Genomic DNA, 26,254 nt, shown 5'->3' with positions numbered 1-26,254 from the left:
TATCTCACGATGTTCAAGGAGACGTTCTAACACTCATCCTATTTGATACTGAGACAAACAGCTCCCCTGAAATCCGAATACAGCGGGACGTAACAGGCGACGAACACATTGGCGGTTTCAAGCAAAACTGCGTGAAGGTTGGTCGCAAAGCTATGCGAGGCATCTACGATCTCCAGCAGCGATCCTGACGGATACAATCGGGACACTGTGCCAACATACGGTGCCACGTGCGTTGCAATCCAGGCATCGCACGCGTGATGCTTCCAGGATATCGGCTCGCGGAACAACTGTGCTATTGGCGCGTAGTGCGAGCCAGCTCGCAGACCGACTCGTCTCCCAGTCAACTCGAGCCATTGCTTGAGTGCCAGTAGGCCGTAGCGGACGGAAGGCACAAGGTGTATGGAGAACGCCTGCAAGTGATAGATTTCCGCTAGGCGGACGCGCAATTCGTCACGAAGCTGCTTGGTGTGGCGGAACAAATTTGCGGTCGCGTCAGGATGAAGAGTTGGTGCGATTGAGGCGCTGTCCATATCGGAGTCCAGAAAGCGGGCGCGATGCTTGTGGCAGTGCGTCTTTGATAGAGAGTCAGACGATCAGCCTTTTACTTGTCAGTAGAGGAATGATCGCATCGCGGAAGATAGAGCCAATCTTTAAATCCTGCCTTGCATTGTCGCTGCGATACCACATCAACTCATCGATTTCCATTCCGGCTCGCGGTTCCCCTTCGATCTCAACCAGATATACGTTCATTTCGATCGGCATGTCTTCAAATGTCGAGGTGCCGCTGAATTCGCCGAGATAGCTTTGCTTGCTGACTTCGATATTGAGCTCTTCGCGAATTTCACGACAAAGGCAGTCCAAACAAGATTCGCCGGACAGTGGTTTTCCGCCAGGAGAGATGAAGGTATCAGTTCCCTGCTTTCGAGTCAGGAGCAGCGACTTCTCGTGAATGATAGCCGCGGCGCATTTGACGATTTTGGCGCTATTCATATTGGGGCTTTCGAACGATAGGATAGCTTTGCCGGCAATTGGGTATGCTGCCTTGATGCAGTCATTGCCGGCAGCACCATGTTATGCCACTTGCTCAAGAAGTTCCGGCTGGAAAGACCGCAGTTCACCGCCTGACAAAAAGTCAACGATGTTCAAAGCCAGCGGCATTTTCTCTTGAAGATAGGCAAGAATGACTTCGTCCGACGGCGTAGTGAAGCTATCGCCGAAGATGCTGATACCCTCAAGTGATTTGGTTGATATTCCCACCTGCAGTAGCTTGTACTTTACGTCGTCCGCTGACTGGGCGAACTTATAAATCGGTGATCGGTATACGATGCCAAACTTTTTCATCATGTCGACGAAAAATTCCTTCGCAACGAGGCGCTGTTCAGGAAATTCGTTTTGATAGTTGGTGATCCCGTCATTGATGATCTCAATGCCGTTTCGGCGGCAAAAATCCGCAATATGGGCGTGAATAGCCAGCTTTTCACCGAGCAGAACAAGATTCTTTTGGTATTTGATAATGTCTGACTCGATGTTCTCGATGGCAATGGCGCGAAACGCTCCGCTGATGTCTTCCACAGTGTGATCAACCACCAGATCCCCAAAGCGACGCCGCAGTTCATCGACGCGGTGGGCAAGTACGCCGCGATGCAGTGAGCAGCCACTATTCGCCGAGTAGAGTCGCACGGGGATACCCTGCAACATCAGGTGACAAGCTGCGAGAGTGCTATCCCGTCCACCTGTAAACATAACCAGTTGTGTTGAAAACGTATTACGCATCGCGTTCCTTCCTTTTAAAGTGCGGTGAGACGTTGATACGATTACCCTCAGACTGTCGCGTGACCGGTCCGGACGAGACTGAGTGGTGTGATTGACGCATCCGGAATCGGGACACGTAGTTTCAAGTAATTGACGACGCTGTCCACATCGTCAAAAATCCTGATTTCATCGAGTTCCCCTGCGCTGATCAGGCCAGCCGATTCCAGATTTGTTCTCATCCAATCGATAAGTCCTCCCCAGAATTGCGAACCGACCAATACGACTGGCACGGGGTTAAGTTTCCTCGTTTGCTTTAGTGTCAAAATTTCAAATAGCTCATCGAGTGTGCCCATCCCACCCGGCATCGCAATAAATGCGCGAGAATATTTGCAGAAGGCAATTTTTCGAGTGAAGAAATTTTCGAATACAAGTGAGATATCTTGAAATTGAAAATCGGCCGACTCGAAAGGAAGCACGACATTGAATCCGATGGTACATGTTTTTCCAGTACGCGCACCTTCGTTGGCAGCCCGCATAATGCCGGGGCCTCCACCAGAAATTACGGTATAGCCCTCACTCGACAATCCGGAAGCAATTTGATGAGTGAGTCTAAATATTTCGTGGCCAGGTTTGATGCGCGCGCTGCCGAATATGCTTACCGCGGTGCCGACGCAATCCGAAAGCTGTTCGATACTCTCAAGCTCTCGCAAGATGGTTGCATGCATGGACTTGCTTATTTGTGAGAAGGATAGGACTTCGTAACGATGCAGATCGACAGTCTATCGGCTGGCAGCTGGACGGAGTAGCGAAATAGTTGCACAATCGGTGTGAATTTATTTCTACCCTTAATCATGCGCATCTTGCCTCCTCTCCGGGCCCTTCAAAGCTTCGAAGCCGTAGCCAATTACGAGAGCTTCACTCAAGCGGCAAATGATTTATGTATAACGCATAGTGCGATCAGTCATCAGATCCGTGCGCTCGAAACCTGGTTTGGAAAGGATATTTTCGTTCGCCACAGCGGTGGAGTTCGACTGACCAAAGACGGCGAGCGACTGAAGAGTGCATGCTCGGCCGCGCTTGCGCTGCTCGAAGACGAATGCGTTGGTATTCGTGATCAGAGGCCAGAACGCAAGCTCACGATTGGCTGTTCCGTCAGCTTTCTCGCTCACTGGCTTCTTCCCAGAATTGAGGAATTCTCAAGACGCGTACCGGAGGTGATACTGAATTTTCAGGCGCGAGGCGATGTTGCAGCATTGCTGAGGCGGGAAGTCGATGCCTTGATAGTCACCGATCGATTTCCGTCGTCGGCCATCACGGCGACCTGCCTGACGACAGATATGATAGGGCCGGTCTGCGCGCCCAACTGGCCGAATGTGCCCAGGTCGCCACGCGACATCGGCGGGATGCGCCTGCTGCACGCAAGGTCACGCATGAATGCATGGAGCGAGTGGAGCCGAACTGTCGGAGTGGCTGTCGATTCGTGTTGCGCTCAGGTATTGGACAGCTTGTCACTGACCATCGAAGCGGCAAGAAGCGGGGTGGGACTCGCGATCGCTCCGGAGTTATTGGTCCGGCGCGATCTGGCCGATGGCCGGCTCGTCGCACCCGTGGGGTTTGTGAGTGTGGAGCGGTCTACCTATCTTTACGTGCATGCGTCCCACTCGCAGGAAGACGATATTGCGAGCTTTCGCAGTTGGTTACTCGAAGAATGCCGTAAGGATCTTCCGCCTGGAGTTTAAAGCAGGGACGTAACGGCTAACAAAGTCGAACCCCGGTATGCGCTTCGGCTCGAAGACCCGCTGAGGTGCGTGACCTTCACCCCCGCTCTTCACGCATGTCGTTTCGCCTCATCCCGGCCTGCCTTTCACCCGCCACACTCACGGTCCAAGTTCATGCGCGCGCTGCTGTTCGCCTTGGGTCGGAAATAGCTTGACCCGCAACGCCTGAAGCTGCGCGTTGCGCTGCGCGGCGTCGAGACTCGCATCGTGAGTAATCTTTTGAGCGTCGTTCTGATAGCTCGAATACCGCTCGGCCCAATGCTGTCCTTCGTGGCTCCGTTCGCTGAAACTCGTCACCGCTTTTTGCAATGGCCCAAGCAGGTATTGGATGTGCAGTTCTTCGTCGCGGCTGTTTTGCCAATGTGGAACCGGATAACGCGGTTGCTGCGCGGACGCGGCTACCCCTTCCTGATCGGCCGCGCGTTGCCGCCATTCGTCGATTGCCTGCGTCAATTGCGAATCGTCGTTCTGATACCAGAACTGCTCGACCTGGCCGCCTAGCATCCGTTGCCGCAACTGATCACGCTGCTGACGCCACGTCGAGATACGGTTAATGTCGACGTTCGATGCATTCAGGCTCTGCGCATTCAGGTTCTGTGTGGCGAGCGTTTCGTCGTGCGCTTTCATATAGGCCACATAACGCTCGACTATCTGCACCGCTTCCTCCGAAGCCGGAGAACGGAGCCGGGTTCTCAGATACAGCTTCAGTTGATCCGCGCGGTCGTCGTCTGCCTGTTCGAGAAGAAAGAAGTCGATCAGTTCGCGCAACGTGTCGTTGCTGATCAGATGATGACTGTCCGTCATCGCCAGGCCATTGGCGATGGCTCGAATCGCCGGGCAAGATGCGCAACGAGTTATCGGTGTCGGCCGCGGGTGCGTGCACTGCGGCTGCCGCGGCCGCGTTGCTTTCGCTATCCGCGACGACGCTCGTCGCAGCCTGCGCTGCTGGCGCCGTGTGCCGCAAGTACAGCACGCCGGTCGACAGGCCCAGCGCCGCCGCGCAGATCACGCAAAGAGGTCCCAGCCATTTTTCGGGCCTGTCAAGCAACGAGATGTCGATTCGAGCGACGTGAACGCGTGCCCGTTATGAATGGAAGACATTTTTAATTGCGCGGCACATCCGGTTCGAAGAACACCCAGCGCACCTGAGGAAACGTGGCCTGCAGATCGGCCTCGATGACGTTGATCGCATCGACCATCGCGCGGCCGCTCGCGTAGTCGATCATTTCCGCCTGCACCGCCACCACCACGTGACGCCCCCACTGCAGCGTGATCAAGTTGATGATGCCGCGAATCTCGGGACGCGCGCGCAGATGCGCGTCGATGGCGCTGCGCACTTCCGGGCTCGCCGATTCGCCGACGAGCATCGACTTCACTTCACGCGCGACGAGCCACGCGATCGTCATCAGCAGAAGACCGATCCCCACCGAGCCGAGCGCGTCATACACGGGGCTGCCGGTCACCATCGTCGATAGCACCGCGACGAAGGCGATCGCGAGACCGAACAGCGCGGCGATATCTTCGCCGGCCACGACCAGCAGATCCGATTCGCGCGTCTCGCGAAACCAGTGCCACAGATTTTTATCCGGATGCGTCTTGCGAATCTCCTTGAGCGCGCCCCACAACGATAGCGATTCGAGCACCACCGACACACCGAGCACCGCCAACGCGACGAACGCATATTGCAACGGCTCGCGCGCAATCAGTCGATGCACGCCCTCATACACCGAAAACGCACCGCCGACAAAAAACAGCAGCAACGCAACCAGCAGCGAATAGAAGTTGATTTCGCGGCCGCTGCCCATCGGATGCAAAGGGCTCACCGGCTTGCGCGCTTCGCGCAGTCCGAATAGCAGCAGCAGTTGATTGCCGCAGTCGGCGGTGGAGTGAATCGCTTCGGCGAACATCGATCCGGAGCCGGTGAACGCCGCCGCGGCGAACTTGCAGACGGCGATGCCGAAGTTGGCGGCGAGTGCGTAGAAAATGGCTTTCGGCGATTCTTCTTTCATCTGCTGGCGGGGGTCGGTGAGTGGTCTGGGTATTGTTGGGTATTGCACGAGCGAAGTGATCGGCAAGTACTCGATATTATGGATGACAACGACACACCCGGTCGCAGGAAGCGGACCTGATGTGCCGTCGTGCCGCCAGTTCACCAGGCGTCCTTTGCACCATTCGTGCGGGTCACGCCCTCTCGAGCGCCGCCATCTCCCGTACGACAACCAGCAGCACCGAAAGACTCGCGCCGCCCGTCGCCCGCAGATCGGTCAGCAGACGCGTATAACGCTCGAGCTGTGCCGCGCGTTTGTCGCGCCACGCTTGCACCAGCGAATCGGGCGTCGATGCATCGGTCGCGCCGGCCAATGCGCTCGTGGTCAGCGCGCGCTTGAGCCGTGCGAGTTCGGCGAGCGCCGATGCGCGCGCGAGCATGTCCCAATGCGTCGGCGCCGGCAACGAGGCGGCGCGCTCGCTGATCCAGCTGTAATTCAGCAGCGTGCCGAGCGCGAAGTAGACGCCCGCGACCTGTTCGAGATTGCGCCCGCACGTCGACGCGACTTCGGCGATATCGAGCAGAGCGGCCGACACCTCGCCGCTCGCGATCCGCACCGCGAGATCGCTATCGACACCCGCATCGACGAACACCCGTTGCCGCTCCGACAACGCTTCGAGGTCCGCGCCAGGCAACAGCGCCGGCCATTGTGGCGCGAGACGCTGCGCGGCGTCGCGACAGCGCGCGAGCAGGCCGGTCACGTCGTCGCCGGCCGCGCCTGTTTGCAGATGCCGCAGGAACCACAGCGCCGAACGTTCGACGAGCCGCGCGACCTCCGCGAACATGCGTGCCTGCACGTCGTCGGGAACGCGGTTGTCGAGCGCGTCGATGCTGCGCCAGATCTGATCGAGATCGAACACGTCGCGCGCCATGATGCACGCGCGCACGATGTCGCCGGGCTGTGCATCGGTCTCCTCCATCAGCCGATGCACGAACTCGCAGCCGACGCGATTCACGAGCGCATTGGTCAGATGCGTCGCGAGGATTTCACGGCGCAGCGGATGGCGCTGCATCGGTTCGCGGAAACGCTGCTGCAGAGGTTTCGGAAAGTACTCGATCAACATATCGCTGACGAGCGGGTCTTCCGGCATCGACGATTCGAGCAGCGCGTCATAGAGCCACATCTTGCTGTACGCGAGCAGCACCGCGCGCTCGGGTGTCGTCAGTCCCTGCTTCGCGGCCGCGCGCTCGGCGATGTCCTCGTCGGTGGGCAGAAACTCGATCACGCGATTGAGCCGCCCCGCCTTCTCCAGATAGCGCATCAGGCGCGCTTCGGCATCGAGCAGCTCCACGCCGAAACGGCCTGCGATCGACAAAGCCTGGGTCTGATAGTAGTTGTCCGTCAGCACGAGCAGACCGACTTCATCGGTCATTTCGGCAAGCAACGCATTGCGCTGCTTCTCCGTCATCTCGCCGTCGGCGACGACGAGGCCCAGCAGAATCTTGATGTTGACCTCGTGATCCGAGCAATCGACACCGGCCGAATTATCGATCGCATCGGTATTGATGCGGCCGCCGCGCTGCGCGAACTCGATGCGCCCGAGTTGCGTCAAGCCGAGATTGCCGCCCTCGGCCACGACCTTGCAGCGCAGATCCGCGCCGTTCACGCGGATCGCGTCGTTCGCGCGATCGCCCGCCTGCTGATTGGTCTCGCGGCTCGCCTTCGCATAGGTGCCGATGCCGCCGTTGTAAAGCAGATCGACCGGCGCCTGCAGAATCACGCGCATCAGCTCGGCCGGCGAGAGCACCGCCGCGCTGATCCCGAGCGCCGCCTGCACCGCCGTCGATAGCGGAATCGTCTTCGCGCTGCGCGGGAACACGCCGCCGCCGGCCGAGATCAGCGACGGATCGTAATCGGCCCAGCTCGAACGGTCGAGCATGAAGAGCCGCGCGCGCTCCGCCATGCTCGCCGCGGGATCGGGAGTCGGATCGAGAAAGATATGGCGGTGATCGAACGCGGCGAGCAGCTTGATATGCGGCGACAGCAGCATGCCGTTGCCGAACACGTCGCCCGACATGTCGCCGACACCGACCACCGTGAAGTCCTCGCTCTGCGTGTCGACGCCGATTTCGCGGAAGTGCCGCTTGACCGACTCCCACGCGCCGCGCGCGGTGATGCCCATCTTCTTGTGGTCATAGCCGACCGAGCCGCCCGACGCGAACGCGTCGTCGAGCCAGAAACCGTATTCCTGCGAGATCGCATTCGCGTAGTCGGAAAACGTGGCCGTGCCCTTGTCGGCGGCGACGACCAGGTACGGGTCGTCGGAATCGTGGCGCACCACGTGAGGCGGTGGCACGACGTCGGTGCCCGCCAGATTGTCGGTCACGTCGAGCAAGCCGCGCAGGAAGGTCTGATAGCACGCGACGCCCTCGCGCATCCACGCATCGCGCTCGCTCTGCGGCGGCGGATTCTTGACGACGAAGCCGCCCTTCGAGCCGACCGGCACGATCACCACGTTCTTCACCATCTGCGCCTTCATCAGGCCGAGCACTTCGGTGCGGAAATCCTCGCGCCGATCAGACCAGCGCAGGCCGCCGCGCGCGACGCGCCCGCCTCGCAGATGGACGCCCTCGACGCGCGGCGAATAGACCCAGATCTCGAACATCGGTTTCGGCTCGGGCAAGCCGGGCACCTGGGCGGGATCGAACTTGAACGACAGATACGGCTTCGGTTGGCCCAGAGCGTCATGGCGGTAGTAGTTGGTGCGCTTGGTCGCCTTGATCACGCCGAGGAACTGCCGCAGGATGCGGTCTTCGTCGAGATTAGGCACCTGGTCGAGCGCGCTGTCGATCGTCTCCAGACAAGCGTTGACGCGGGCCTCGCGTACCGCGCCGAGCGCCGGATCGAAGCGCGCGATGAACAGGTCGACCAGCATGCGCGCAATCGCCGGATTGCCGGTCACCGCGCGTTCGATATACGCGTCGCTGAACGTCGAACCGACTTGCCGCAAGTACTTCGCGTAAGCGCGCAGAATCGTCACCTCGCGTGCATTGAGCTGCGCGCGCAGCACGAGGCGGTTGAAGTCGTCGCTTTCGATCGTGCCGGTCCACACCTGCTCGAACGCCTGTTCGAACAGATCCTTGACCCGCTCGATGTCGAACTCGGTATCGTCCGCGAGTTCGAGGCCGAAGTCGTGGATCCACGCGGGCATCGCACCGGGCGCCTCGATCAGATAAGGCCGCTCTTCGTCGACGCGCACGCCCAGATGTTCGAGCATCGGCAAGCTGCGCGACAGTGCGATCGGCAGCCCCGCGCGATACACCTTGAAACGGAACGCGCGCAGTCCCGATTCGATCGGCCTGTACAGGTTCATCGCGAGCCGCTCGCTGCCCTGCACGTGCTCGATCAGTTCGATATCGCGCACGGCCGTGCGCGCCGGATAGTCGTCGCGATAGCCGGCCGGGAACGAATCGGCGTAGTGCTGCAGCAATCGGTTGCCCTGCTCTTCTCCGTACGCGTCGAGCAATGCGTCGGCCAGATCGTCCTGCCAGCGTCGCGCGACCTGCACGAGGCGCGCTTCGAGCTCGCGCGTGTCGACGCTCGGCATGCCGCCCGCCTTGGCATGGACGACGAAATGAATTCGCGCGAGCGTCGACTCCGACAGCAGCGGCGTGAATTCGACGTTCTCACCATTGAATGCGTCGGCGAGCAGGTTCGCGACGCGCTGCCGCAGATCAGTGTTGTACTTGTCGCGCGACACGAACACGAGGCACGATACGAAGCGATCGAAGCGATCGCGCCGCACGAACAGCCGCGTGCGCTGATGCTCCTGCAAACGCAGCACGCCGAGGGCGGTGTCGTACAACTGGTCCTCGTCGGCCTGGAACAATTCGTCGCGCGGATAGGTCTCGAGCACCGTCACCAGCGATTTCGCCAGATGACCTTTCGGCAGGAATGCGGCGCGTCTGACGATATTTGCGCATTTGCGCCTCACGATCGGAATCTCCGCGGCCGACACGAAATAAGCGGTCGACGTATACAGGCCGATGAAGCGCCGCTCGCCCGTCACCTTGCCATCGGCGCCGCTCAGCTTGATGCCGACATAGTCGAGATAGCCGGGCCGGTGCACCGTGGCGCGCGAATTGGCCTTAGTCAGAAAGATCGGCGACGACCCGGAGATGATCTCCGCGGCCGCCGGCGGCAACGGCGTGACTTCCGCCGCGCCGCCCGGCTGCTGCGCATCGCGCAGAATGCCGAGACCGGAGCCCGCGACCGCCCGCAAACCGAAGCCGCCGTCGTGCTGCACCAGTTCGTAATCACGGTGGCCGAGGAACGTGAAATGATCGGCGACCATCCATTCGACGAACGCGCGCGCTTCGACGCCCTCGGGACCGGTTTCGCGCACCTTCATATCTTGAATGGTCTGCTTCGCGCGTTCGATGATCTTCGGCCAATCCTCGACCGCCGCGCGCACGTCGCCGAGCACGCGCGCGATGTCGTCGCGCAACGCGTCGAGTTTTGCGGCATCGCCACAACGATCGACCTCGAAATGGATGCACGAGGTCAGATGCGAGCGCGTATCGCCGGCTTCTTCGGCACCTTGGCTCACGCGCGCGATGCTGCCGTCCGGCGCGCGCCAGACCCGAAATACCGGATGGACGACCGAATGCAGCGCGAGCCGATGCCGGTTGACCGACATCGCGACCGAATCGACGAGAAACGGCATGTCGTCGTTGACGATTTCGATCACCGTGTGATCGGAATGCCAGCCATGCTGTTCGAGGATCGGGTTATACACGCGCAGCCGCTGCTCGCCCGGCACGAAGCGCTGCGCGGTCTGCCAGTGGGCCAGCGCCGCGCCGTACAGATCGGCGATCGAGCGGCTTTGCAGATCGCCCGCGTCGACGAAATCGTAGTAATGCCGCAGGAAGGGTTCGACGATATTGAAGGTCGGCTCCGGCAACCGCCCCCGCGCAAATTCGACAACATCGTTCAGCAGGTGTGTGACGGCTTCTTCGTTCTTTGCTTGCATGATCGACTCCCCTGGCTGGCGGCAATGGTGAGTATCGCGTGATTCGCAGGCAACGTCTGACTTGGAATTATGCGCCTGCCGTACGCGATACGGCCGTTTCGCGCAGTCAGGTAATACCCGCTGACCGGTCGTCGAGGAATCGCCAGGCTCTAGCATCGCTGCGGCGCGGCAACGCCGTGCGCGGCTCAACGCGCGGGCTTTGCGGGCGCCGGTGCGGGCACGGCCGCATCGCTATTCTCGGCGCGCTGGGTGAGCCACGCGCGAATCTGCGCGGCCGTCCACGCGGGATCGTCATGCGGTAGATCGTGGCCGGCCCACGGATGCTTGCGATGCGGCGCGCCCCACGCCGCCGCGAGCTTCGCCGAACAGACCGGGTTGACGAGCCCATCGGCTTCCGACGACAGAATCAGCAGTGCACACTCCGGCGCGGCGGGCGCCGCGCTAAAGCACGCGGCCGCCCACAATTGCCGCAGCGCATTCGCGCGGCTCACCGGCGCGCTGCGGCGAATCGCGGTCCAGGCAGCGAGATCCGCGCCCAAGGTGTGGAGGTTATTGCACGTGAGTCGATGGATGCCGCTCTCGGCATCGGCGGCATCGCTCCAATGCGCCGCGACGCCGAGCAGAGCAGGCCACGCCGACGGCCGCAGCCGCTCGAGCATGCGGCTGAATGGCCGCATGCTCGTATTGATCAGCACGAGCCGTTCGATCTCGCCGGGATGACGCTGTGCCCAGTGGGTCGCGACCATGCCGCCGAGCGACATCGCGAGCACGTTGTAGGGGCCCGGCACACCCGTTTCGAGCGCTGCCTGCCGCACGAATGCGACCATGCCCGCGACGCTCGCGGGCGCGCGCCGCCGCACGTATTCACCGTTGCCAGGCAGATCGAGCAGCAGCAAACGCAAGCCGGTCGTGCTCGTTGCGGCTGGGGTTGCATCGCGCAAGCGATCGCCCGAAATTTGACCCAGGGTTTCGCGCAACGCCGCCGGCAAGCGCCCCCAATGCCGCGTTTCCCGCGTCAGTCCGCGCAGCAGAATCCATGTGCTCATACGCGATCCGGCCCGTACCAGTGATCGAGCGCGCTTTGCAGCAACTGCTCGCGACGGTTGCCTTGCGGCAGCCAGCGCTGCGCCGAAAACGCCGCGCGCGCGAGGAAGTCGAACAGGTTCGCATGGCGCCGCAGCACGCGCGCGGTGCGATGCTCCATGACCGGGTTGAACATCCCCTGCCGCGAAAACAACTGCCGCGGGTTTTTCTTGATCCACAGCCACGAGCCGAGTTCGAGCGTCATCGGCAGAAAGACGTTCGGCGCCGGCGTGCGGTCATACGCGTAGTCCCACAGATCGCCGTGCAGCAGATACTGATGGCTTTGCGGCTCGAACGTGTAGCCGTGATGCGGATGCGCGTGTTCGAACATGCTCTTCAACACGTACATTTCGGGCAGATGCGGCATCTGCCGGCGGGTTCGGGCGTACGGAAACCAGATACTGTCGCTCCAGCCGTAGCCGGAATGGCAATCGAGCGCGATGCTCAACGGCCGCGCGGCGAGTTGCGTCTCGACGACTTGCAGCAGCGCGGCCGCCTCGACCTCCATCGGCTCGCCCGCGCGGCCGCGATACCAAGGCAACCACGCGCCGACGCGCTGGCCGCCCGCCAGCAGCGGCACGCGCGCGTCGGCGTCTTGCGGTGCGTTGCGCATCAGGTCGACGCCGCGCGGATTCGCGCGCGTCGCTGCCCACATGCCGCCGGGATTAACAATAGGGCAGAAATATAGCCTGATGGATTGCAATTGCCGGACCAGCAATTCGTCCCATTCGAGCCGCGCAAGTAGCGCCCGCATATAGTCGAGTACGAGTTGCGAGCCGATTCGCTCGAGTCCGTGAATGCCGCCAATAAAACCAATAGCGGGCGCGAGCGAATCGGATGAACCGATGCTCGCGGTGTAGACGGAAAAGCGCCGGCCGCGCACCTCCGTCTCGCAGATGACACGGATTTCGAAGCTCGCGCTGCCCTGGTCCAGGATCGACTTGAGGTCTTCGTATTCTTCGAAGCTATCAGGTAGGAAGCTTATAGCCGGCATGGAACGTCAATCGGAACGTTGGAGGGACGGAGTGCGGAACCCGGTGCGCCGCACCGCCCCTAATATATCCGTCTGCTGTGACAGTTGCGCAGTCCAACGTGGGCCGATGCACAGAGGCTCGCCATGCCCACGCGCGAGCGCGGGAAAAAACGGTAGTCGGGATGTAGCAAGTGCCGAGCCCATTACCGGTGTCTGACCATAACTCACCGCCAGTCGGAGAAGTGCGGGCGAATGACGAAGATTGCGGCTTTTTTACAAGTCGGGTGCGGCAGACAGAGGGCATTGCGGATTCCCGCCGAAGCGGGCGTCATTTCAGGCTATCACCTCGCGACAAAAGAAAGACTGACATAGTTGTCGATCAGTCATCGTCCCTCACGGGATACCGATCCGCATCGACCTGCATCTCGATCTTCGTGCGTTCGGGACCAAGCAACTGCATACGCTCGGTACGACCCTGATCGTCAGTCACCCCAATGTACTCCTGCACGCTGGTTGTCACGCGGTAACAAGTATCTGCTAGAGGTTTCCGATTGCCGGAGCCGTCGTTCCCGATCAGAGTCAACGATTTTTCTTCAGTTCGCGCGGTCCACACCTCAGTGTCGAGAATACGGACTTTCGTCGGCTCGCGATCGTCTCCACAAGTAAAGCGGTTGCTTCCGGGTGCTGGACCCGGTGTATCAGCCGTTACCGCATAGCTGGCGACTCCCTGTAGCTTTGGGCTATTACATAGGTTCTGACATCCCGAAGACGGACAGTTTGGAACGAACTTGACACCGATCTGCCATTTGTTATCTGGATCGACCTTGCCCCTGCTCAGTTCGATGACCCGTTCATAGACGTGTATTTTTTCCTTGTCCAAACCTAGTTGAACCAGGAACGCCATGACATTCTTTCCTCGCAAGGCAGCAAGCTCTTCTGGATTCCGCTCGGTTTCAAAAGCTGCCGCATCGACCTCTACGCTCGCGCCTTCCGTTGTCCAATCCCTTGCTGTCAGATAGTGGCGAGTCAGAGAAAGACGGTCACTATTGCCTACATCAGCAGTGTTAAGCGGCAATTGCATGTTGTCCTGAAGAAAGACTGAGCAGGCATGCGATTGCAACGATATCGCCACGGTGACTGAACCCAAAGCGCAACGAATAGATTTCATGTTCATATCGTTAGTGGAGTGCCAAAACGTACCAGGCAATACTGTCTGCGTTGGTTATTGCACGATAAGCGTGTTCGCGCGCCAACCACGTACAGGCTGTGTACCCATACCCTCCCGGATGATCCACGGAGCCAAATGTGTCTATGAAATGTGTGCATTCGTGAACAATCGTCAGTTGCATTGAAGACAATCTGGACGCAGATTTCTGAGGTAATGCGCAGAAATCCCGATTGATTGCAATGGTATGTGTAGCCGTATCGGGAGCGCATACGTGCGCAACCTGTCCGTCGAGATTTTTCCTACCAGGCACACAACCCGTAGCCCTGTCTTGCTGTGAATCGACACGTACGAAGTTTCTTGCGGTCAGCCCATTCATAACGGGTACAAGTGCCTTCAGGCCACTCATAAGTTTGGTACGGGTATCTTCGTCTGAACTTCCAAACCATTGTTTTACTCTCGTTTTAGCGGCGGCATGCCAGTTGGATAACTCCTGAACTCTGAGTTCGATCACCCTGACTGCATCGTCGCGCAACGTCAGCACAGCCTTTCTAAATTCGGCATCGCTCATGTTGTAGCAGATTGGCGGCCCGCTGATATCCACGGTAACTGTAACCATTGAATTTGGGTCTGCATTCGTAACTGCTGAATTGTGAACGGTTACGAATTCATAATCTGACATTGTGCTAATTCTCCGAAATTGAAAAATGAGGCTGTCGCTTTATCGCTATACAGCAGCGTCAATGGAAAGCTGTTGCGGGTTATCTGTCGGAGTGCGCTGCGTGCGCCCCTGAGAATCCGTTACGCCACTCGCAATGACCCTCGAACCAGCGCTCACCCGGTAACGCACACCCACCAGTCGCTTGCCCGTAGAGTCTCTGAGCGTGAACTGTTCATTGAACCGTTTAGGGGCACGCTCGCGACAGTTGCAAGCCCATGCGTAACCAAGGGCTTCGGCCATGTCGTAACCGTTTGAATACGACTTCAGCCTATCTAACGAAAACCATTCTCCGGTTTCGGCGTTCAGCGCCATTGCAGACGGCATTGGCGGGAAGTTTGAGTATATTGAATAGGTGACACGACAAAGCAGGCATTCTTCCTTGTCTCCGACACCATCCTCCTTCTGTTGTTCCATTTGACCTCTTCTGGTTTTTCCAGGAAACACTCGGCAAATTAATCATCCAAACGGGTTACGGTCAACACCTTTAATTTGAGATTAAAGAATTTTGACAAATATTTACGATGGTTCCGGGCATCTCATTTTCAGTGGACCTTTCCGGTCCGGCGGTTCAAAAAACGGCATTGAACCGTCTTTGCCGACTGCGATCGACGCCGGTCAGTGCTTCGTTGAGAAAGCGTTCATGGCCGTCAGTTTGTCGTTCGCGCCTTGCGCAGCGTCAGCGAGAAGCGCTGCCGCGTCCGCCTGTGTCAGCCGACGGTTGGGGAGCCCCTTGGCGTCAAGCGCAAACCCGGTGAACAGTTCCTGATCGCTACGATTGTCGCGTCGTACGTTGCATGCGAATCCTGTCATCCGTATGTCACTGTCCGTTCGCATCACTGACTTGGCGCTGACTTCGCAATGACTTCGTTTTGCCATCCTGACGACACATGACACAGCGGAAAACGCGACGCACAAAGATGTAGTCGTCTAGACGTTGCGATGCCTTCACTCAACCGTCACAGTCGCTTCCTAGAATGAGCCCACACCTGCCGGCAGTGGCCGGATGCGAGAGGGAATACAGATGGAAGCGATCCGTGAAGCTATTCGAATCGAGCGTTTGAGCAAGACGTTCGGTAACGGCCGCAAAGCGCTCGACGAAATCGATCTGCGCGTCGCGCCCGGTGAAATGGTCGCGCTGATCGGCGCGTCCGGCTCGGGAAAATCGACGTTGCTGCGGCATATCGCGGGCTTTACCGCGTCGGACGCGCAGCCGTCGCAAATCGAGATTCTCGGCCGGCCGATCCAGCAGAACGGCCGCATCGTGCGCGAGGTGCGCAACATTCGGCGCGACATCGGCTTCGTGTTCCAGCAGTTCAATCTGGTGAACCGGCTGTCGGTCGAAACCAACGTGTTGATCGGCGCGCTCGCGCGCCTGCCGTGGTGGCGGCGTCTCTCCGGCCGCTTCCCGCGCGCGGAACGCGCGCTGTCGCGGGCCGCGCTGCACGAGGTCGGGATCGGCGAATATGCGCGCGAGCGGGCCGCGAACCTGTCGGGCGGTCAACAGCAACGTGCGGCGCTCGCACGGGCGCTCGTGCAACGTGCGCAAATCGTGCTCGCCGACGAGCCGATTGCCTCGCTCGATCCCGAGTCGTCGCGCCGCGTGATGGACATGCTGCAAGCGCTGAACGTCGAGCACCGGATCACGGTGCTGGTGTCGCTGCATCAGGTCGACATCGCGCTGCAGTACTGCCCGCGCACGGTCGCGCTGCGTCGCGGCAAGGTGGTCTACGACGGCCCTTCCAGTGCGCTGACACCGGCGCTGCTAAAGAAACTCTACGGCGGCGATGCGCGCGAACTGCTCGACGACGCGACGCACGACGCAGACGAAACTCACGACGAGCCTGACGCCCCCGACACCGCCGCCGCGCGCTACGCGTTCGCGTTGAACGCCGCGCCGTCGAACTGAACCGCGCACGCTGTCGCGCGCTTTTGATTCTCTCCGTCCACTCAACCGGATCTCAACCGATGAAATTCCTGCGCTCCCTGATCACGCTCGCGGCCGGCGCTGCCGCTTTCGCCTGCATCGCCGCGGCCCACGCCGAGGACATCAACCTCGGGATCTTCTCGACCGATTCGTCGGCGGTGCTCAAGCAACGCTGGGAACCGCTGATCGATGACATGAAGAAACAGACCGGCCTGAACGTGAAGGCATTCTTCGCGACCGATTACGCGGGCATCATCGAAGGCATGCGCTTCAACAAGGTGCAGGTCGGCTATTTCGGCAACGCGTCGGCGATCGAAGCCGTCGATCGTTCGGGTGGCGAAGTATTCGCGAAAGCGCAGCACGCGAATGGCGACAGCGGCTACTACTCGCTGCTGATCACCAACGTGAACAGCCGCTTCAAGACGCTCGACGACGTGTTCAAGGACACGAAGAGCGTGACGCTCGGGTTCGGCGATCCGAACTCGACGTCGGGCACGCTGGTGCCTGGCTACTACCTGTTCGCGAAGAACAACACGCCGGTCAACACGTCGTTCAAGAGCGTGCTGCCGTCGAGCCACGAAGCGAATCTGCTGGCCGTCGTCAACAACAAGATCGACATCGCGACCAACAACAGCATGATGATGGAAACGCTCAAGCGCGAGCATCCGGACAAGTTCGCGCAGGTGCGCGTGCTGTGGACCTCGCCGCTGATTCCTTCGGACCCGCTCGTGTGGCGCAAGGATCTGCCGAAAGCGACGAAGGACAAGCTGCGCAAGTTCTTCCTGAACTACGCGAAAACCGATTTGCACGAAAAAGCGGTGATGGCCGGCATCACCGAGTACAGCGGCTTCGAGGCATCGTCGGATCGGCAACTGCTGCCGATTCGCGAGATCGTGCTGTTCCAGCAGAAGCAGAAGATCGAGAACGATGCACATCTGTCCGATAGCGACCGCAAGACGCAATTGGCCGCTCTCGACGCGAAGCTGAGCGCGCTCAGCAACGCACAGTCGAAGCAATGAACTCCGCCGATCTGAGCACGTCGCCCGCGCGCGCGAGCGAAGCGGCCGCCGCGCAGACGACGCAGGCGAAAGATCGTACCGGCAAGCGCAGCTGGTGGTCGTTGCTCGGCTGGATCGCGGTGCTCGCGGTACTCGGCGGCGCGTGGCACGGCGCCGACATGCGGCCGCTCGATCTGCTCAGCGACTCGGCCAACATGGGCCAGTTCGCCGCGGACTCCTTCCCACCCGACTTCACCGAGTGGCGCAGCTACGTGCACGAGATGTACGTGACGCTGGCGGTCGCGATCTGGGGTACCGCGCTCTCCCTCGTCTGCGCGGTGCCTTGCGGCCTGATGTCAGCGCACAATCTCGCGCCGCAGTGGGTCGTGCAGCCGATGCGCCGCCTGATGGACGCATGCCGCGCGATCAACGAAATGGTCTTCGCGATGCTGTTCATCGTCGCGGTCGGCCTCGGGCCGTTCGCCGGCGTGCTCGCGCTGTGGGTGCATACGACGGGCGTGCTCGCCAAACTGTTCGCAGAAGCGGTCGAGGCGATCGATCCGCGCCCGGCCGAAGGCGTGCGCGCAACCGGCGCGACGCGCCTCGACGAAATCGTCTATGCGGTGCTGCCGCAAGTGCTGCCGCTGTGGATCTCGTACGCGCTGTATCGCTTCGAGTCGAACGTGCGCTCGGCGATGGTGGTCGGCATGGTCGGCGCGGGCGGCATCGGCGTCGTGCTGTACGAAGCGATCCGCTCGTTCAACTATGCGCAGACGGCCGCGGTGATGATCATGGTGATCGTCGTCGTGACGGTGATCGATCTCGGCTCGGCGTGGCTGCGTGAACGGGTGATCTGAGGATGGCGCGCGTTCGCGCGCGCGGCAGTGAGCAGCCGGATTCGAAACGCCATTCCGGCCTTGTTGCTGCCGCTGCCGGCGCTGGCCGCGTGGCCGCGTGGCCGTATATCGTTGCGTCGGCAGTGCTCGAATGGGGCTTATCTGCTCGCGCTGATCCGCGCGTACAGAAGCGGCGATTTCGGTCAGGTGTATCCGATTGCGCGCGGTCTTTCGCCGATGCTCGTGTTCGTCGGCGCACTCGCATTCGCGGGCGAGGTGCTGAAGCCGCTCGCCGCGCCCTGCATCGCGCTCGTGTCGTGCGGCATCGTCTCGCTCGCCTTTCGGCGCTGACGAGCAGGTTGACGAAGCCGAAATCGTAGGTCGCGCCCGCACCGAGGATGCGCTGCTGGACTCACGACGAACGGTGAACCGAAGCCTCAGCCCGTGCTGTCGACCGCGCCGCTCGTCAGATTCGACGGTGTCGCGTTGCTGCACTTGGGAAGTGACGTTAGTTGTACACGCTGCAATCAACGCGTGTAATTCACCACCGGCACGGAATACGAAGTCGGCGCGAAATCGGTGCGGCCACTGCGCTGCGACGAGCCATTCGACGGCGCACCGTAGCCGCTATTCTGCGCAGCCTGGTTTTGCGCCGCGACCTTTGCTTCGGCCGCCCGGATATTGGCCGGATAGTCGATCACGTTCGCATTGGACGGATCATGACCGGCCTTTTCGAGCTGAATCAGTTCGGTGCGGACCTGGGCGCGCGCGAGCGGCTGATCGGCCGGATTCGACTGGGCAAACGCCGCGAGCGGCGCGGCAACGAGAGCGGCGATAGCCCCTGCTTCGATCAGCGACCTGATGGACTTCATGATTTCCAACCTCCCGAGATGGCTTCATGCGATTGCCGCGGAGCCTGGTGCGACCATCGGCCATCCGCAGCGGTTAAGGCAGTTTAGAAGCCGGTCGAGCCACGTAGTAAGCCCTGAACCATGAATTCACCGTTGCCATAGCGGCCACAATTCGAGGCCACCCCGTCCCGGCGCAGCCTCAACGCGATGCACTACACTGATAACGCCCAACGACGCGCCGCAGCCATCGCATTCGATCGAGGAGGTAGACGCTCATGTCGCATCCCGTTGCCCTGCCCTCTTACCGCGACGGCGTGCGCGCCGAATGGGTCGATTACAACGGCCACATGCGCGACGCGTTCTACCTGCTGATTTTCAGTCTTGCGGTCGACGGGCTGATCGATCTGATCGGCCTGCCCGATGCGGTGCGCAAAGAGCGGCATCGATCGATCTACACGCTCGAAGCGCATCTCAACTATCTGCATGAAATCAAACAAGGCACGCAGGTGCGTGTCGACATGCGCGTGCTCGGCTGCGACGCGAAACGTATTCACGTGTACTTCGAAATGTTTGCGCTGGACACGACGCAAGGCCAACGCACCGGCCCCGTCGCCGCGGGCGAGCAGATGCTGCTGCACGTCGATACCAGCGGAGCGCGCGGCGTTGCTTTCGATCCGGACGTCAAAGCGCGCGTACACGAACTCGCGCAAGCCCATGCGGCATTGCCGCCGGCGCGTTTCGCGGGACGTGTGATCGCTTTGCCATGCGCAGCGCAAACGGGAAACACTACTCAAACGGAGTGACCATGCTCGAGCCGGAAATCGCCGCCTTTATCGAACGAGCGAGCGCGCTCTATCCGTCGCATCACGCGGCGATGACGCCGCGCGAGCAGCGCGAGCTGTATGACCGCTACGCCGCGACGTTGACGCCGCCACTGCCCAGCGAACTCACCACACGGGACACAAGCTTTCGCACCGACGCGGGCCATGCGATCCCGCTACGGCTCTACCGGCGTCCAGCGAAGGCAAGCGAACACGGCACGATCCGCGGCACGGTGCTGTATTTTCATGGCGGCGGCTTCGTGCTCGGCTCGCTGAACAGTCATCAGATGGTGACGGCGCGCCTCGCCGCCGACACCGGCCTCGACGTGATCGCGGTCGACTACCGGCTCGCGCCTGAGCATCGTGCGCCGGCCGCGCACGACGACTGCCTCGAGATCACGCGTGCCGCGTTGAACCACCGCCTGCCGTTCGACCTCCCACAGCGCGCCGCATTGCAACTCGCGGGCGATAGCGCCGGCGGCACGCTCGCGGCAAGCGTCGCGCTACGCCTGCGTGACGAATGTGCGAGCGGGGTGCGCGGCATCGCGCTCGTCTATCCGATGCTCGGCACCGAGCCGCAATTGCCCGCGCGCGACACCGAGTCCGATGCGCCGATGCTGACGCTCGCGGACGTGCATAAGTTTCGCGACGCTTACTGGGGAAAAGGAGAGGAAGCCGATCCAACCCCCGGCCCCGCGTGGACGATCCCGCTCGCCGCAACCCGCTTCGACGGGCTGCCGCCGACGCTGGCCATCGGCGCCGAGCACGACCCCCTACGCGACGACGCGCGCGTGTTCGTCGAGCGAATTCGCGAAGCTGGTGGAGATGCCCGGCTGCTGGTCGGCACGGGGCTCGTGCACGGATGCTGGCGCGCGCTTGAAACAAGCCCCGGCGTGCAGGCCATGCACAGGGCTGTATGCGAATTTCTCCGCGAAAACGCACGCCATTAGCGCGGCGATATGCACCGCCGCGCCCGGCGCGTTATCGCGGCTCAGCGATGGCGGTCGCTGCGCCACTGCGCGAACGTGACGAGATCGAGGCCGACCTCGGCCGGCTCTATGCGGGTCCAGCCGAAGAACGCGTCGTCCCAGCCAGGAATGCTTTGGGGCGTCAGCGACCGGAACTTCATGCCGCCACGATATGCGAGGTCCGGCCAGAACAGCGGCATCACCTCGCGCGTGGCGAGCTGGCGCAGCAGGTCGGACGGGCCACCCTCGTCGGCGACGATCTCGCCCTGCGAGATCCAGTCGTTCTCGGCCCACGCGACGAACACGCTCGGGTTGCCCGCGGCGTCGAACATCAGGATCACGTTCTGCTCGGGCCGCCAGTAATACTCGACGATGCCCTGAGCGGCCACCACTTCGTCGATCACCTTGCGCGTGCGCGGATCGCAGTAGGTCATGCCGTTTTCGCCGAGCGCGAGCCAGCCCGACTCCGCGCAATGGCGGCTTTTGGCGTCCTTCAGGAAGTGCGTGAGGCGATTGGCCGAATCCGGGTCGGTCTTGCGCAGGTACAGGTCGACGATGCCGGCGTTGAAGGCCTTCACCGCGACGGTTTCATCCGCGACGCCGGTAAGCAACACCTTCGCGCAACGCAGGTGCGAGATCGACGACAAAAACTCGACGCCGCCGATGCCCGGCATGTCGTAGTCGACGACGACCGCCGCCACTTCTTCGAAGCGCGACGGCTGCGCGACGATGTCGCGCTCCGCCGAGGTCTCGACGAAGCGCTCGACGCCCGGTTCGCTCAGACACGCCGACGCTGCCGCGAATTCGAGCGAATTCTCGCGTGCGTGCTGGCGGATATAGCTGAGGGCCGCTTGCGGACGCGTGAAAAACAGGTTCGTGTAGGTGCCCGGGAAGAAACGGCGGAGCGCGTCGAGGTAGCTGTCGTTGTCGTCGACGAAAACCACTGTGGACGGATAAAAAACGGGAGGTCGAATAAAGTTGTTCATATCTTCACGTGTTTCTCACGCCGCCGCGAAGGCCCTCGACCGACCGGTCGGTCGATCTGACGTTTCGCCAAGCGACTGCCCAAGGAATGCCGGGCGATGCCTCGCCCGCGGGTCCGCATGATCAATGGGTTCTTGTCGCTACTACCGGTGACCGCCTGCCGTCGCTGTTCGCGCGTCTCGGGTGGCGCAGCCCGGCGCGGGCCTGCCGGCATGTGCGCTGCGAGCCAGTCGCTGCAAGTCGCTTTCACACGCCGGATAATCGAACCGTGGCTGCCGGTCGTCTGCAATGGTTCGTATAGTACAGGCTCCGCGCATTGGCGGCACAACTTAAATCGCATTCCTGCAGGCGCCAGCCGCGCAATTGCGGGGGACTAAATGGTCGAAAAAGAGAATCGCGGCACGCGGAAAAAATGTCCGCTTCCGTCGTGCCGGCGAATGGCTTTAGCGACAAGCGCGCGCCGTTCGTGCCAGGTCCGTTCGGACATCAATCATCGTGACGCGCCGCAATATGCCGACAAGAAGCGTCGATGTCGAAATGGTCGTTTATCATCAGTCAATCGCAGTTGCTTAATGGTTGTTGCTTAGATATGACGAATACCGGCAAGATGATGATAGTCGGGCTGCTCGTGGTCGATGCGGGCGTCGCCGGTTATCTGCTGTACCCCAGGGACGATCAGGCGCCGGCCGTGACCGGCGCGGTGACCCGCAGCGTCACCGGCGCGGTGGGATCGGAACCGCAGACCGATACGACGCGTGCCGCTGGCGCCAGCGTGAGCCCTGCGCAACCCGTGAGCCCGCCCGCGCCGCAATCGGCGCTGCCGCAGATGGAGTCGGCCACTCCGGCTCCGGGAGCCGCTCAGGCGCCTGCTGCGGCGCCCGCCCCCGCCCCGTCCCTGCCCGCCACAGCGGCCGCGCCCGTGCCGAGCGTCACGCCCCAGTCGAGCCAGACCGCGAGCGGCCGCATCGATAACGCAACGCCGCTCGCGGCCAATCCGGCCGCAGGCACGCACGCCCCCTCGAAGTCGCAGTCGTACGCACAGGAAAAAGCTCAACCGAGGCCGCAGTACGGGCCGCGCATCGACCAGACCCATGCCCGCCGGCGCGACGACACGCACCCGAATGGCGCCAACCCGGTCGCCGCGATGCTGACGGACCAACTGGTCAAGGAATCGGCGAAACCCGACCCGTCGCTGCCGATGCCGTCCGGCGTCACCGTGCCGTTGCAGTCTGCCAATCCCCCGGGGGCCGGCGCGGGTAGCGGCCGCGGCACGAATCCGGTCGCGTCCGCGATGACCGATCGGCTCGTCCGCGAATCGTCGAAGCTGGGACCGACGCAGCCCGCCGCGGAGCCGCCCATCATCAAACCCTGAGCGACGCGGGGCTCACGGCCGCGACGCCACCTCGTCGAGGTGCGCGAGCAGATCGGCCGGATCGTCGTAGACGCGCAACGCCCCCGCGCGCTCCAGTTCCTCGGTGCCATAGCCACCCGACAGCAGGCCGACACCGAGCGAGCGGCAGCGGCGGGCCGCAAGCATGTCCCAGATGCTGTCGCCGACCACGACCGTGTGCTCGATCGACACGCCGAGCCGCTCGGCCGCGGCGAGGAACAGGTCGGGATCGGGCTTCGCGTATTTGACGTCGTCGCGCGTGACGACGACCGCCTTTGCCGGATCGACGCCGAGCGCCGCCAGATTCAGCGCGGCGGTTTCCATCCGCCCGCTCGTCGCGACGGCCCACGGCGTGCCGGCCTGGGTCAGCGCGTCGAGCAGTTCGCGCGCGCCCGGCAGCGGACGGACCTGGGCGCGCATCCGCTGATAGGCGGCCGCATGCGCATGCCGCAGCCGTTCGGCGCGTTCGACGCTGATCTCGCCGTGTGTCTCACGCAGCAACTGGTCCGTGAACAGCCCACCGCTCATGCCGATCTTGCGATGGATACGCCAGACGGACAGCGGGATACCTTCGCTGTCGAGCGCCTCTTTCCACGCCAGCACGTGCTGATAGACGCTGTCGACGAGCGTGCCGTCGAGGTCGAAAAGAAAGGATGTCTGGATGCGCATGCCGGCCTCCTGTGATGATGGGTTCAATCACTATGCCATGTGTCGATGAAACGGCCAGGGCGGCTCGTCGCCCTTGACGACGCTCACGGGCTCTACACGATGTGCGCAAATTCCCACACAGATGGGCGCGTATTTGCCCCGATTTCGCTTTACCACGGTCTCACGTTCGAGACGATGTACTCGTTCAGCAAAGGCCGGCAACTTCGCGAACAACCGCTCGTACGGCTTCGGCCTTTCGTACGCGACAGTGCGATGCCCCTCACGACTGCGCCGCCGCGATCACCTGCGACGCGAGCGCATGATGCTGGCCGCGTCGCGAGCGGATTGCGTGAATCTCCTCGATCACGCCGTCCGCGCGGCCGAGCCAGCGCAAGCCCCTCAATAACGTGAGATCTTCGGCGCCGAGCTCGGCGAGCGGAAACACGCCGAGCCCGCGCGCCGCGAACACCGTCATCAACGCGCTGTCCTCGAATTCGCCGACGACGCGCGGCCTGATTCCCTGAGACTCGAACCATCGGTCGAGCCGCGCGCGCAGCGCGCCGTGACGGGTCGGCAGCAGCACGGGCAGGTCAGCGAGACAGAGCGGAAAGCCGTCGCGCGCCGACTTGCGCACGACCTGCGCGGGCCCGTACCAGTCGACCGGCGAGCCCGCGACGCGCTGGCTCAGCACGCGCAGATCCGCGCCGTGCGGCGCCGGCTGACAGGCGAGCACCAGATCGAGCCGATGCAGCGCAAGCTCCGACAACAGCTGCGCGGGCTCCCCCTCGTGACACAGCAGCCTGAGCGACGGCGTGGCCAGCACCGGCGCGAGCAACGCATGCGCGGCGAGCTTCGAAATCCCATCCGACAGCCCAACCGCAAGCCGCACCGAGTCCGCGCCGCTCGCTTCGCGCATCTCGTCGAGCAACGCCTCGCCCAGCTGGAAGATTTGCTCCGCGCGATCGAACGCCTGCTCGCCGGCCTCGGTCATCGCGACGCCGCGCCCGGCCGGCTTCAACAGCTGGCGCCCAAGCGCTTTTTCGAGCTCGCGCACCTGCGCGCTGATCGTTTGCACGGCCATGTCGAGCCGCGCGGCCGCTCGCGCAAAGCCGCCCTCCTTCACGACGATCCAGAAGTAGTACAGGTGACGATAGTTGAGCATGCTAATCCGATACTTCGAAAAATCCGAAACGTCGTTCAGGTTATCACTGGTTCATTCGAACCGCGAATAGGCCCATGATGGCGGTTCCGCCGCTCGCGGCGCACTCGATTCCGCCACCTCATGGACTCCCTGTTCGCACTCGTTGCCGATCCCGCCGCGTGGGCCGCGCTCGTCACGCTGATCGTGATGGAGATCGTGCTCGGCATCGATAACCTGATCTTCATTTCGATCCTCAGCAACCGCTTGCCGGAAGCGCAACGCCCGCGCGCGCAGCGCATCGGGCTGCTGCTCGCGCTGGTGATGCGGCTGCTTCTGCTCAGCACCATTGCGTGGATCACGAAGCTGACCGCGGTCGCGTTCACGCTGTTCAATCATGGCTTTTCGTGGCGCGATCTGATCCTCGTCGGCGGCGGCCTGTTCCTCGTGTGGAAGGCGACCACCGAAATCCGTCAGCACATGATCCCCGATGACGAACTCGCCGCGAAAACCAGCTCGACCGTGCAGTTGACCGTGGCGGCCGCGATCGGCCAGATCATCCTGCTCGACCTCGTGTTTTCCGTCGACAGCATCATCACCGCGGTCGGCATGACCGAGCACCTGCCGATCATGTTCGTCGCGGTGATCGTGTCGATCATGGTGATGCTGTTCGCGGCGCAACCGCTCGCGCGCTTCATCGATCGCAATCCGACCATCGTGATGCTGGCGCTGAGCTTCCTGCTCGTGATCGGCATGACACTGATCGCCGATGGTTTCGGCTCGCACGTTCCGAAGGCGTATATCTATGCGGCGATGGCGTTTTCCGCGTTCGTCGAGGCGATGAACATGCTCGCGCGGCGCGCGAAAACGAAACGTCTGGCAAGCAGCGAGGAGTGATGCCGTGATGAAATGCCCAGTCTGCAAAACGACCGATCTGCTGATGACCGAGCGCCGCTCGATCGAAATCGATTACTGTCCGGACTGCCGAGGCGTATGGCTCGATCGCGGCGAACTGGACAAGTTGATTGCGCAGGATGACGGCGACGGCTCGCGGCGCGGCGAGCGTGCCCTGGAAAGCGGGCGGCAGCGTTACGAGGAGCGTCGCGACGAACATCGCGGGTATCAAAAGAAGCGCTCGATTTTCGATGTGTTCGACTTCGACTGAACGCTTCGGCGGCTTGGCGCACGCAAATTCCAACCGCCG

General features: G+C 61.8%; 25 protein-coding genes and 1 pseudogene. 10 read left to right on the top strand and 16 right to left on the bottom strand.

The window, feature by feature from the left end; all coding sequences use genetic code 11:
- Positions 1 to 38: 38 nt before the first annotated feature.
- The 4 genes from HDG37_RS40300 to HDG37_RS10495 form a co-directional block, all read right to left on the bottom strand.
- Positions 39 to 530 carry a DUF6024 family protein gene (locus HDG37_RS40300; RefSeq protein ID WP_184046712.1) on the bottom strand — a complete coding sequence of 164 codons (492 nt, stop codon included), beginning with the start codon at positions 528 to 530 and terminating at the stop codon, positions 39 to 41.
- A gap of 55 nt (positions 531 to 585) precedes the next feature.
- Positions 586 to 990 (bottom strand): NUDIX domain-containing protein, encoded by a 405-nt coding sequence (locus HDG37_RS10505; RefSeq protein ID WP_184046710.1) that lies wholly within the window; start codon positions 988 to 990, stop codon positions 586 to 588.
- A gap of 81 nt (positions 991 to 1,071) precedes the next feature.
- Entirely contained in the window at positions 1,072 to 1,773 is a 702-nt protein-coding gene (locus HDG37_RS10500; RefSeq protein WP_184046708.1) for a hypothetical protein, read from the bottom strand.
- Positions 1,774 to 1,820: 47 nt separating this feature from the next.
- Complete coding sequence (locus HDG37_RS10495) at positions 1,821 to 2,477, bottom strand: TIGR00730 family Rossman fold protein (protein ID WP_184046706.1); 657 nt, start codon at positions 2,475 to 2,477, stop codon at positions 1,821 to 1,823.
- A 102-nt stretch (positions 2,478 to 2,579) separates the two neighbouring features.
- On the opposite strand from HDG37_RS10495, the gene HDG37_RS10490 reads away from it, so the two are divergent.
- Positions 2,580 to 3,491 carry a LysR substrate-binding domain-containing protein gene (locus HDG37_RS10490; protein WP_184046704.1) on the top strand — a complete coding sequence of 304 codons (912 nt, stop codon included), beginning with the start codon at positions 2,580 to 2,582 and terminating at the stop codon, positions 3,489 to 3,491.
- A gap of 138 nt (positions 3,492 to 3,629) precedes the next feature.
- On the opposite strand, the gene HDG37_RS10485 is transcribed toward HDG37_RS10490, so the two are convergent.
- From HDG37_RS10485 to HDG37_RS10450, 8 genes are all read right to left on the bottom strand, one after another.
- Positions 3,630 to 4,334, bottom strand: coding sequence for a hypothetical protein (locus tag HDG37_RS10485; protein WP_184046703.1), 705 nt, complete (start codon positions 4,332 to 4,334; stop codon positions 3,630 to 3,632).
- Positions 4,335 to 4,633: 299 nt separating this feature from the next.
- Entirely contained in the window at positions 4,634 to 5,539 is a 906-nt protein-coding gene (locus HDG37_RS10480) for a cation diffusion facilitator family transporter (protein ID WP_184046701.1), read from the bottom strand.
- Between the two features lie 172 nt (positions 5,540 to 5,711).
- Positions 5,712 to 10,550, bottom strand: a complete 4,839-nt coding sequence (locus tag HDG37_RS10475; RefSeq protein WP_184046699.1) for an NAD-glutamate dehydrogenase — start codon at positions 10,548 to 10,550, stop codon at positions 5,712 to 5,714.
- Positions 10,551 to 10,735: 185 nt separating this feature from the next.
- Positions 10,736 to 11,596, bottom strand: coding sequence for an alpha/beta fold hydrolase (locus HDG37_RS10470; RefSeq protein WP_184046697.1), 861 nt, complete (start codon positions 11,594 to 11,596; stop codon positions 10,736 to 10,738).
- The gene (locus HDG37_RS10465; RefSeq protein ID WP_184046695.1) at positions 11,593 to 12,627 is read right to left on the bottom strand and encodes a M14 family zinc carboxypeptidase; all 1,035 of its coding nucleotides are present in this window, start codon (positions 12,625 to 12,627) and stop codon (positions 11,593 to 11,595) included. Before HDG37_RS10465 ends, HDG37_RS10470 begins: the two co-directional genes overlap by 4 nt.
- Before the next feature lie 358 nt (positions 12,628 to 12,985).
- Positions 12,986 to 13,774: a hypothetical protein gene (locus HDG37_RS10460; RefSeq protein ID WP_184046693.1), complete on the bottom strand. Its 789-nt coding sequence runs from the start codon at positions 13,772 to 13,774 to the stop codon at positions 12,986 to 12,988.
- Between the two features lie 10 nt (positions 13,775 to 13,784).
- Positions 13,785 to 14,453 carry a M35 family metallo-endopeptidase gene (locus HDG37_RS10455; protein ID WP_184046691.1) on the bottom strand — a complete coding sequence of 223 codons (669 nt, stop codon included), beginning with the start codon at positions 14,451 to 14,453 and terminating at the stop codon, positions 13,785 to 13,787.
- Between the two features lie 45 nt (positions 14,454 to 14,498).
- A complete protein-coding gene (locus HDG37_RS10450; protein ID WP_184046689.1) occupies positions 14,499 to 14,906 on the bottom strand; it encodes a hypothetical protein in 408 nt (135 codons plus the stop codon).
- 607 nt (positions 14,907 to 15,513) lie between these two features.
- Between HDG37_RS10450 and phnC the strand changes: the two genes are divergently transcribed.
- The 4 genes and pseudogenes from phnC to HDG37_RS10430 form a co-directional block, all read left to right on the top strand.
- A complete protein-coding gene (phnC, locus tag HDG37_RS10445) occupies positions 15,514 to 16,398 on the top strand; it encodes a phosphonate ABC transporter ATP-binding protein (RefSeq protein WP_184046687.1) in 885 nt (294 codons plus the stop codon).
- A gap of 59 nt (positions 16,399 to 16,457) precedes the next feature.
- Positions 16,458 to 17,435 carry a phosphonate ABC transporter substrate-binding protein gene (gene phnD, locus HDG37_RS10440; protein WP_184046685.1) on the top strand — a complete coding sequence of 326 codons (978 nt, stop codon included), beginning with the start codon at positions 16,458 to 16,460 and terminating at the stop codon, positions 17,433 to 17,435.
- Positions 17,432 to 18,271, top strand: coding sequence for a phosphonate ABC transporter, permease protein PhnE (gene phnE, locus HDG37_RS10435; protein WP_184046683.1), 840 nt, complete (start codon positions 17,432 to 17,434; stop codon positions 18,269 to 18,271). Before phnD ends, phnE begins: the two co-directional genes overlap by 4 nt.
- A 92-nt stretch (positions 18,272 to 18,363) precedes the next feature.
- A pseudogene (locus tag HDG37_RS10430) lies at positions 18,364 to 18,598 on the top strand (EamA family transporter); the annotation flags it as partial.
- Positions 18,599 to 18,777: 179 nt separating this feature from the next.
- Here HDG37_RS10430 and HDG37_RS10425 read toward each other — a convergent pair.
- Positions 18,778 to 19,122, bottom strand: a complete 345-nt coding sequence (locus tag HDG37_RS10425; RefSeq protein ID WP_184046681.1) for a DUF4148 domain-containing protein — start codon at positions 19,120 to 19,122, stop codon at positions 18,778 to 18,780.
- A gap of 254 nt (positions 19,123 to 19,376) precedes the next feature.
- On the opposite strand from HDG37_RS10425, the gene HDG37_RS10420 reads away from it, so the two are divergent.
- Positions 19,377 to 19,904 (top strand): thioesterase family protein, encoded by a 528-nt coding sequence (locus HDG37_RS10420; RefSeq protein ID WP_184046679.1) that lies wholly within the window; start codon positions 19,377 to 19,379, stop codon positions 19,902 to 19,904.
- 2 nt (positions 19,905 to 19,906) lie between these two features.
- Complete coding sequence (locus HDG37_RS10415) at positions 19,907 to 20,872, top strand: alpha/beta hydrolase (RefSeq protein WP_184046677.1); 966 nt, start codon at positions 19,907 to 19,909, stop codon at positions 20,870 to 20,872.
- Between the two features lie 41 nt (positions 20,873 to 20,913).
- On the opposite strand, the gene HDG37_RS10410 is transcribed toward HDG37_RS10415, so the two are convergent.
- Complete coding sequence (locus HDG37_RS10410) at positions 20,914 to 21,876, bottom strand: response regulator (RefSeq protein ID WP_184046675.1); 963 nt, start codon at positions 21,874 to 21,876, stop codon at positions 20,914 to 20,916.
- 587 nt (positions 21,877 to 22,463) lie between these two features.
- Here HDG37_RS10410 and HDG37_RS10405 point away from each other — a divergent pair.
- Positions 22,464 to 23,246, top strand: a complete 783-nt coding sequence (locus tag HDG37_RS10405) for a hypothetical protein (protein WP_184046673.1) — start codon at positions 22,464 to 22,466, stop codon at positions 23,244 to 23,246.
- 12 nt (positions 23,247 to 23,258) lie between these two features.
- On the opposite strand, the gene HDG37_RS10400 is transcribed toward HDG37_RS10405, so the two are convergent.
- Positions 23,259 to 23,933, bottom strand: a complete 675-nt coding sequence (locus tag HDG37_RS10400; RefSeq protein ID WP_184046671.1) for an HAD family hydrolase — start codon at positions 23,931 to 23,933, stop codon at positions 23,259 to 23,261.
- 259 nt (positions 23,934 to 24,192) lie between these two features.
- Complete coding sequence (locus tag HDG37_RS10395; protein ID WP_184046669.1) at positions 24,193 to 25,074, bottom strand: LysR family transcriptional regulator; 882 nt, start codon at positions 25,072 to 25,074, stop codon at positions 24,193 to 24,195.
- 120 nt (positions 25,075 to 25,194) lie between these two features.
- Between HDG37_RS10395 and HDG37_RS10390 the strand changes: the two genes are divergently transcribed.
- A complete protein-coding gene (locus HDG37_RS10390; RefSeq protein ID WP_184046667.1) occupies positions 25,195 to 25,947 on the top strand; it encodes a TerC family protein in 753 nt (250 codons plus the stop codon).
- A gap of 7 nt (positions 25,948 to 25,954) precedes the next feature.
- Positions 25,955 to 26,215 (top strand): zf-TFIIB domain-containing protein, encoded by a 261-nt coding sequence (locus HDG37_RS10385; RefSeq protein ID WP_184046746.1) that lies wholly within the window; start codon positions 25,955 to 25,957, stop codon positions 26,213 to 26,215.
- Positions 26,216 to 26,254 lie beyond the last annotated feature (39 nt).

This window comes from Paraburkholderia sp. MM5384-R2 (assembly GCF_014201025.1).
GTDB lineage: Bacteria > Pseudomonadota > Gammaproteobacteria > Burkholderiales > Burkholderiaceae > Paraburkholderia > Paraburkholderia tuberum.
Note: the sequence above shows the minus strand (reverse complement) of the source record. Positions and strands in the feature narration are given on the sequence as shown.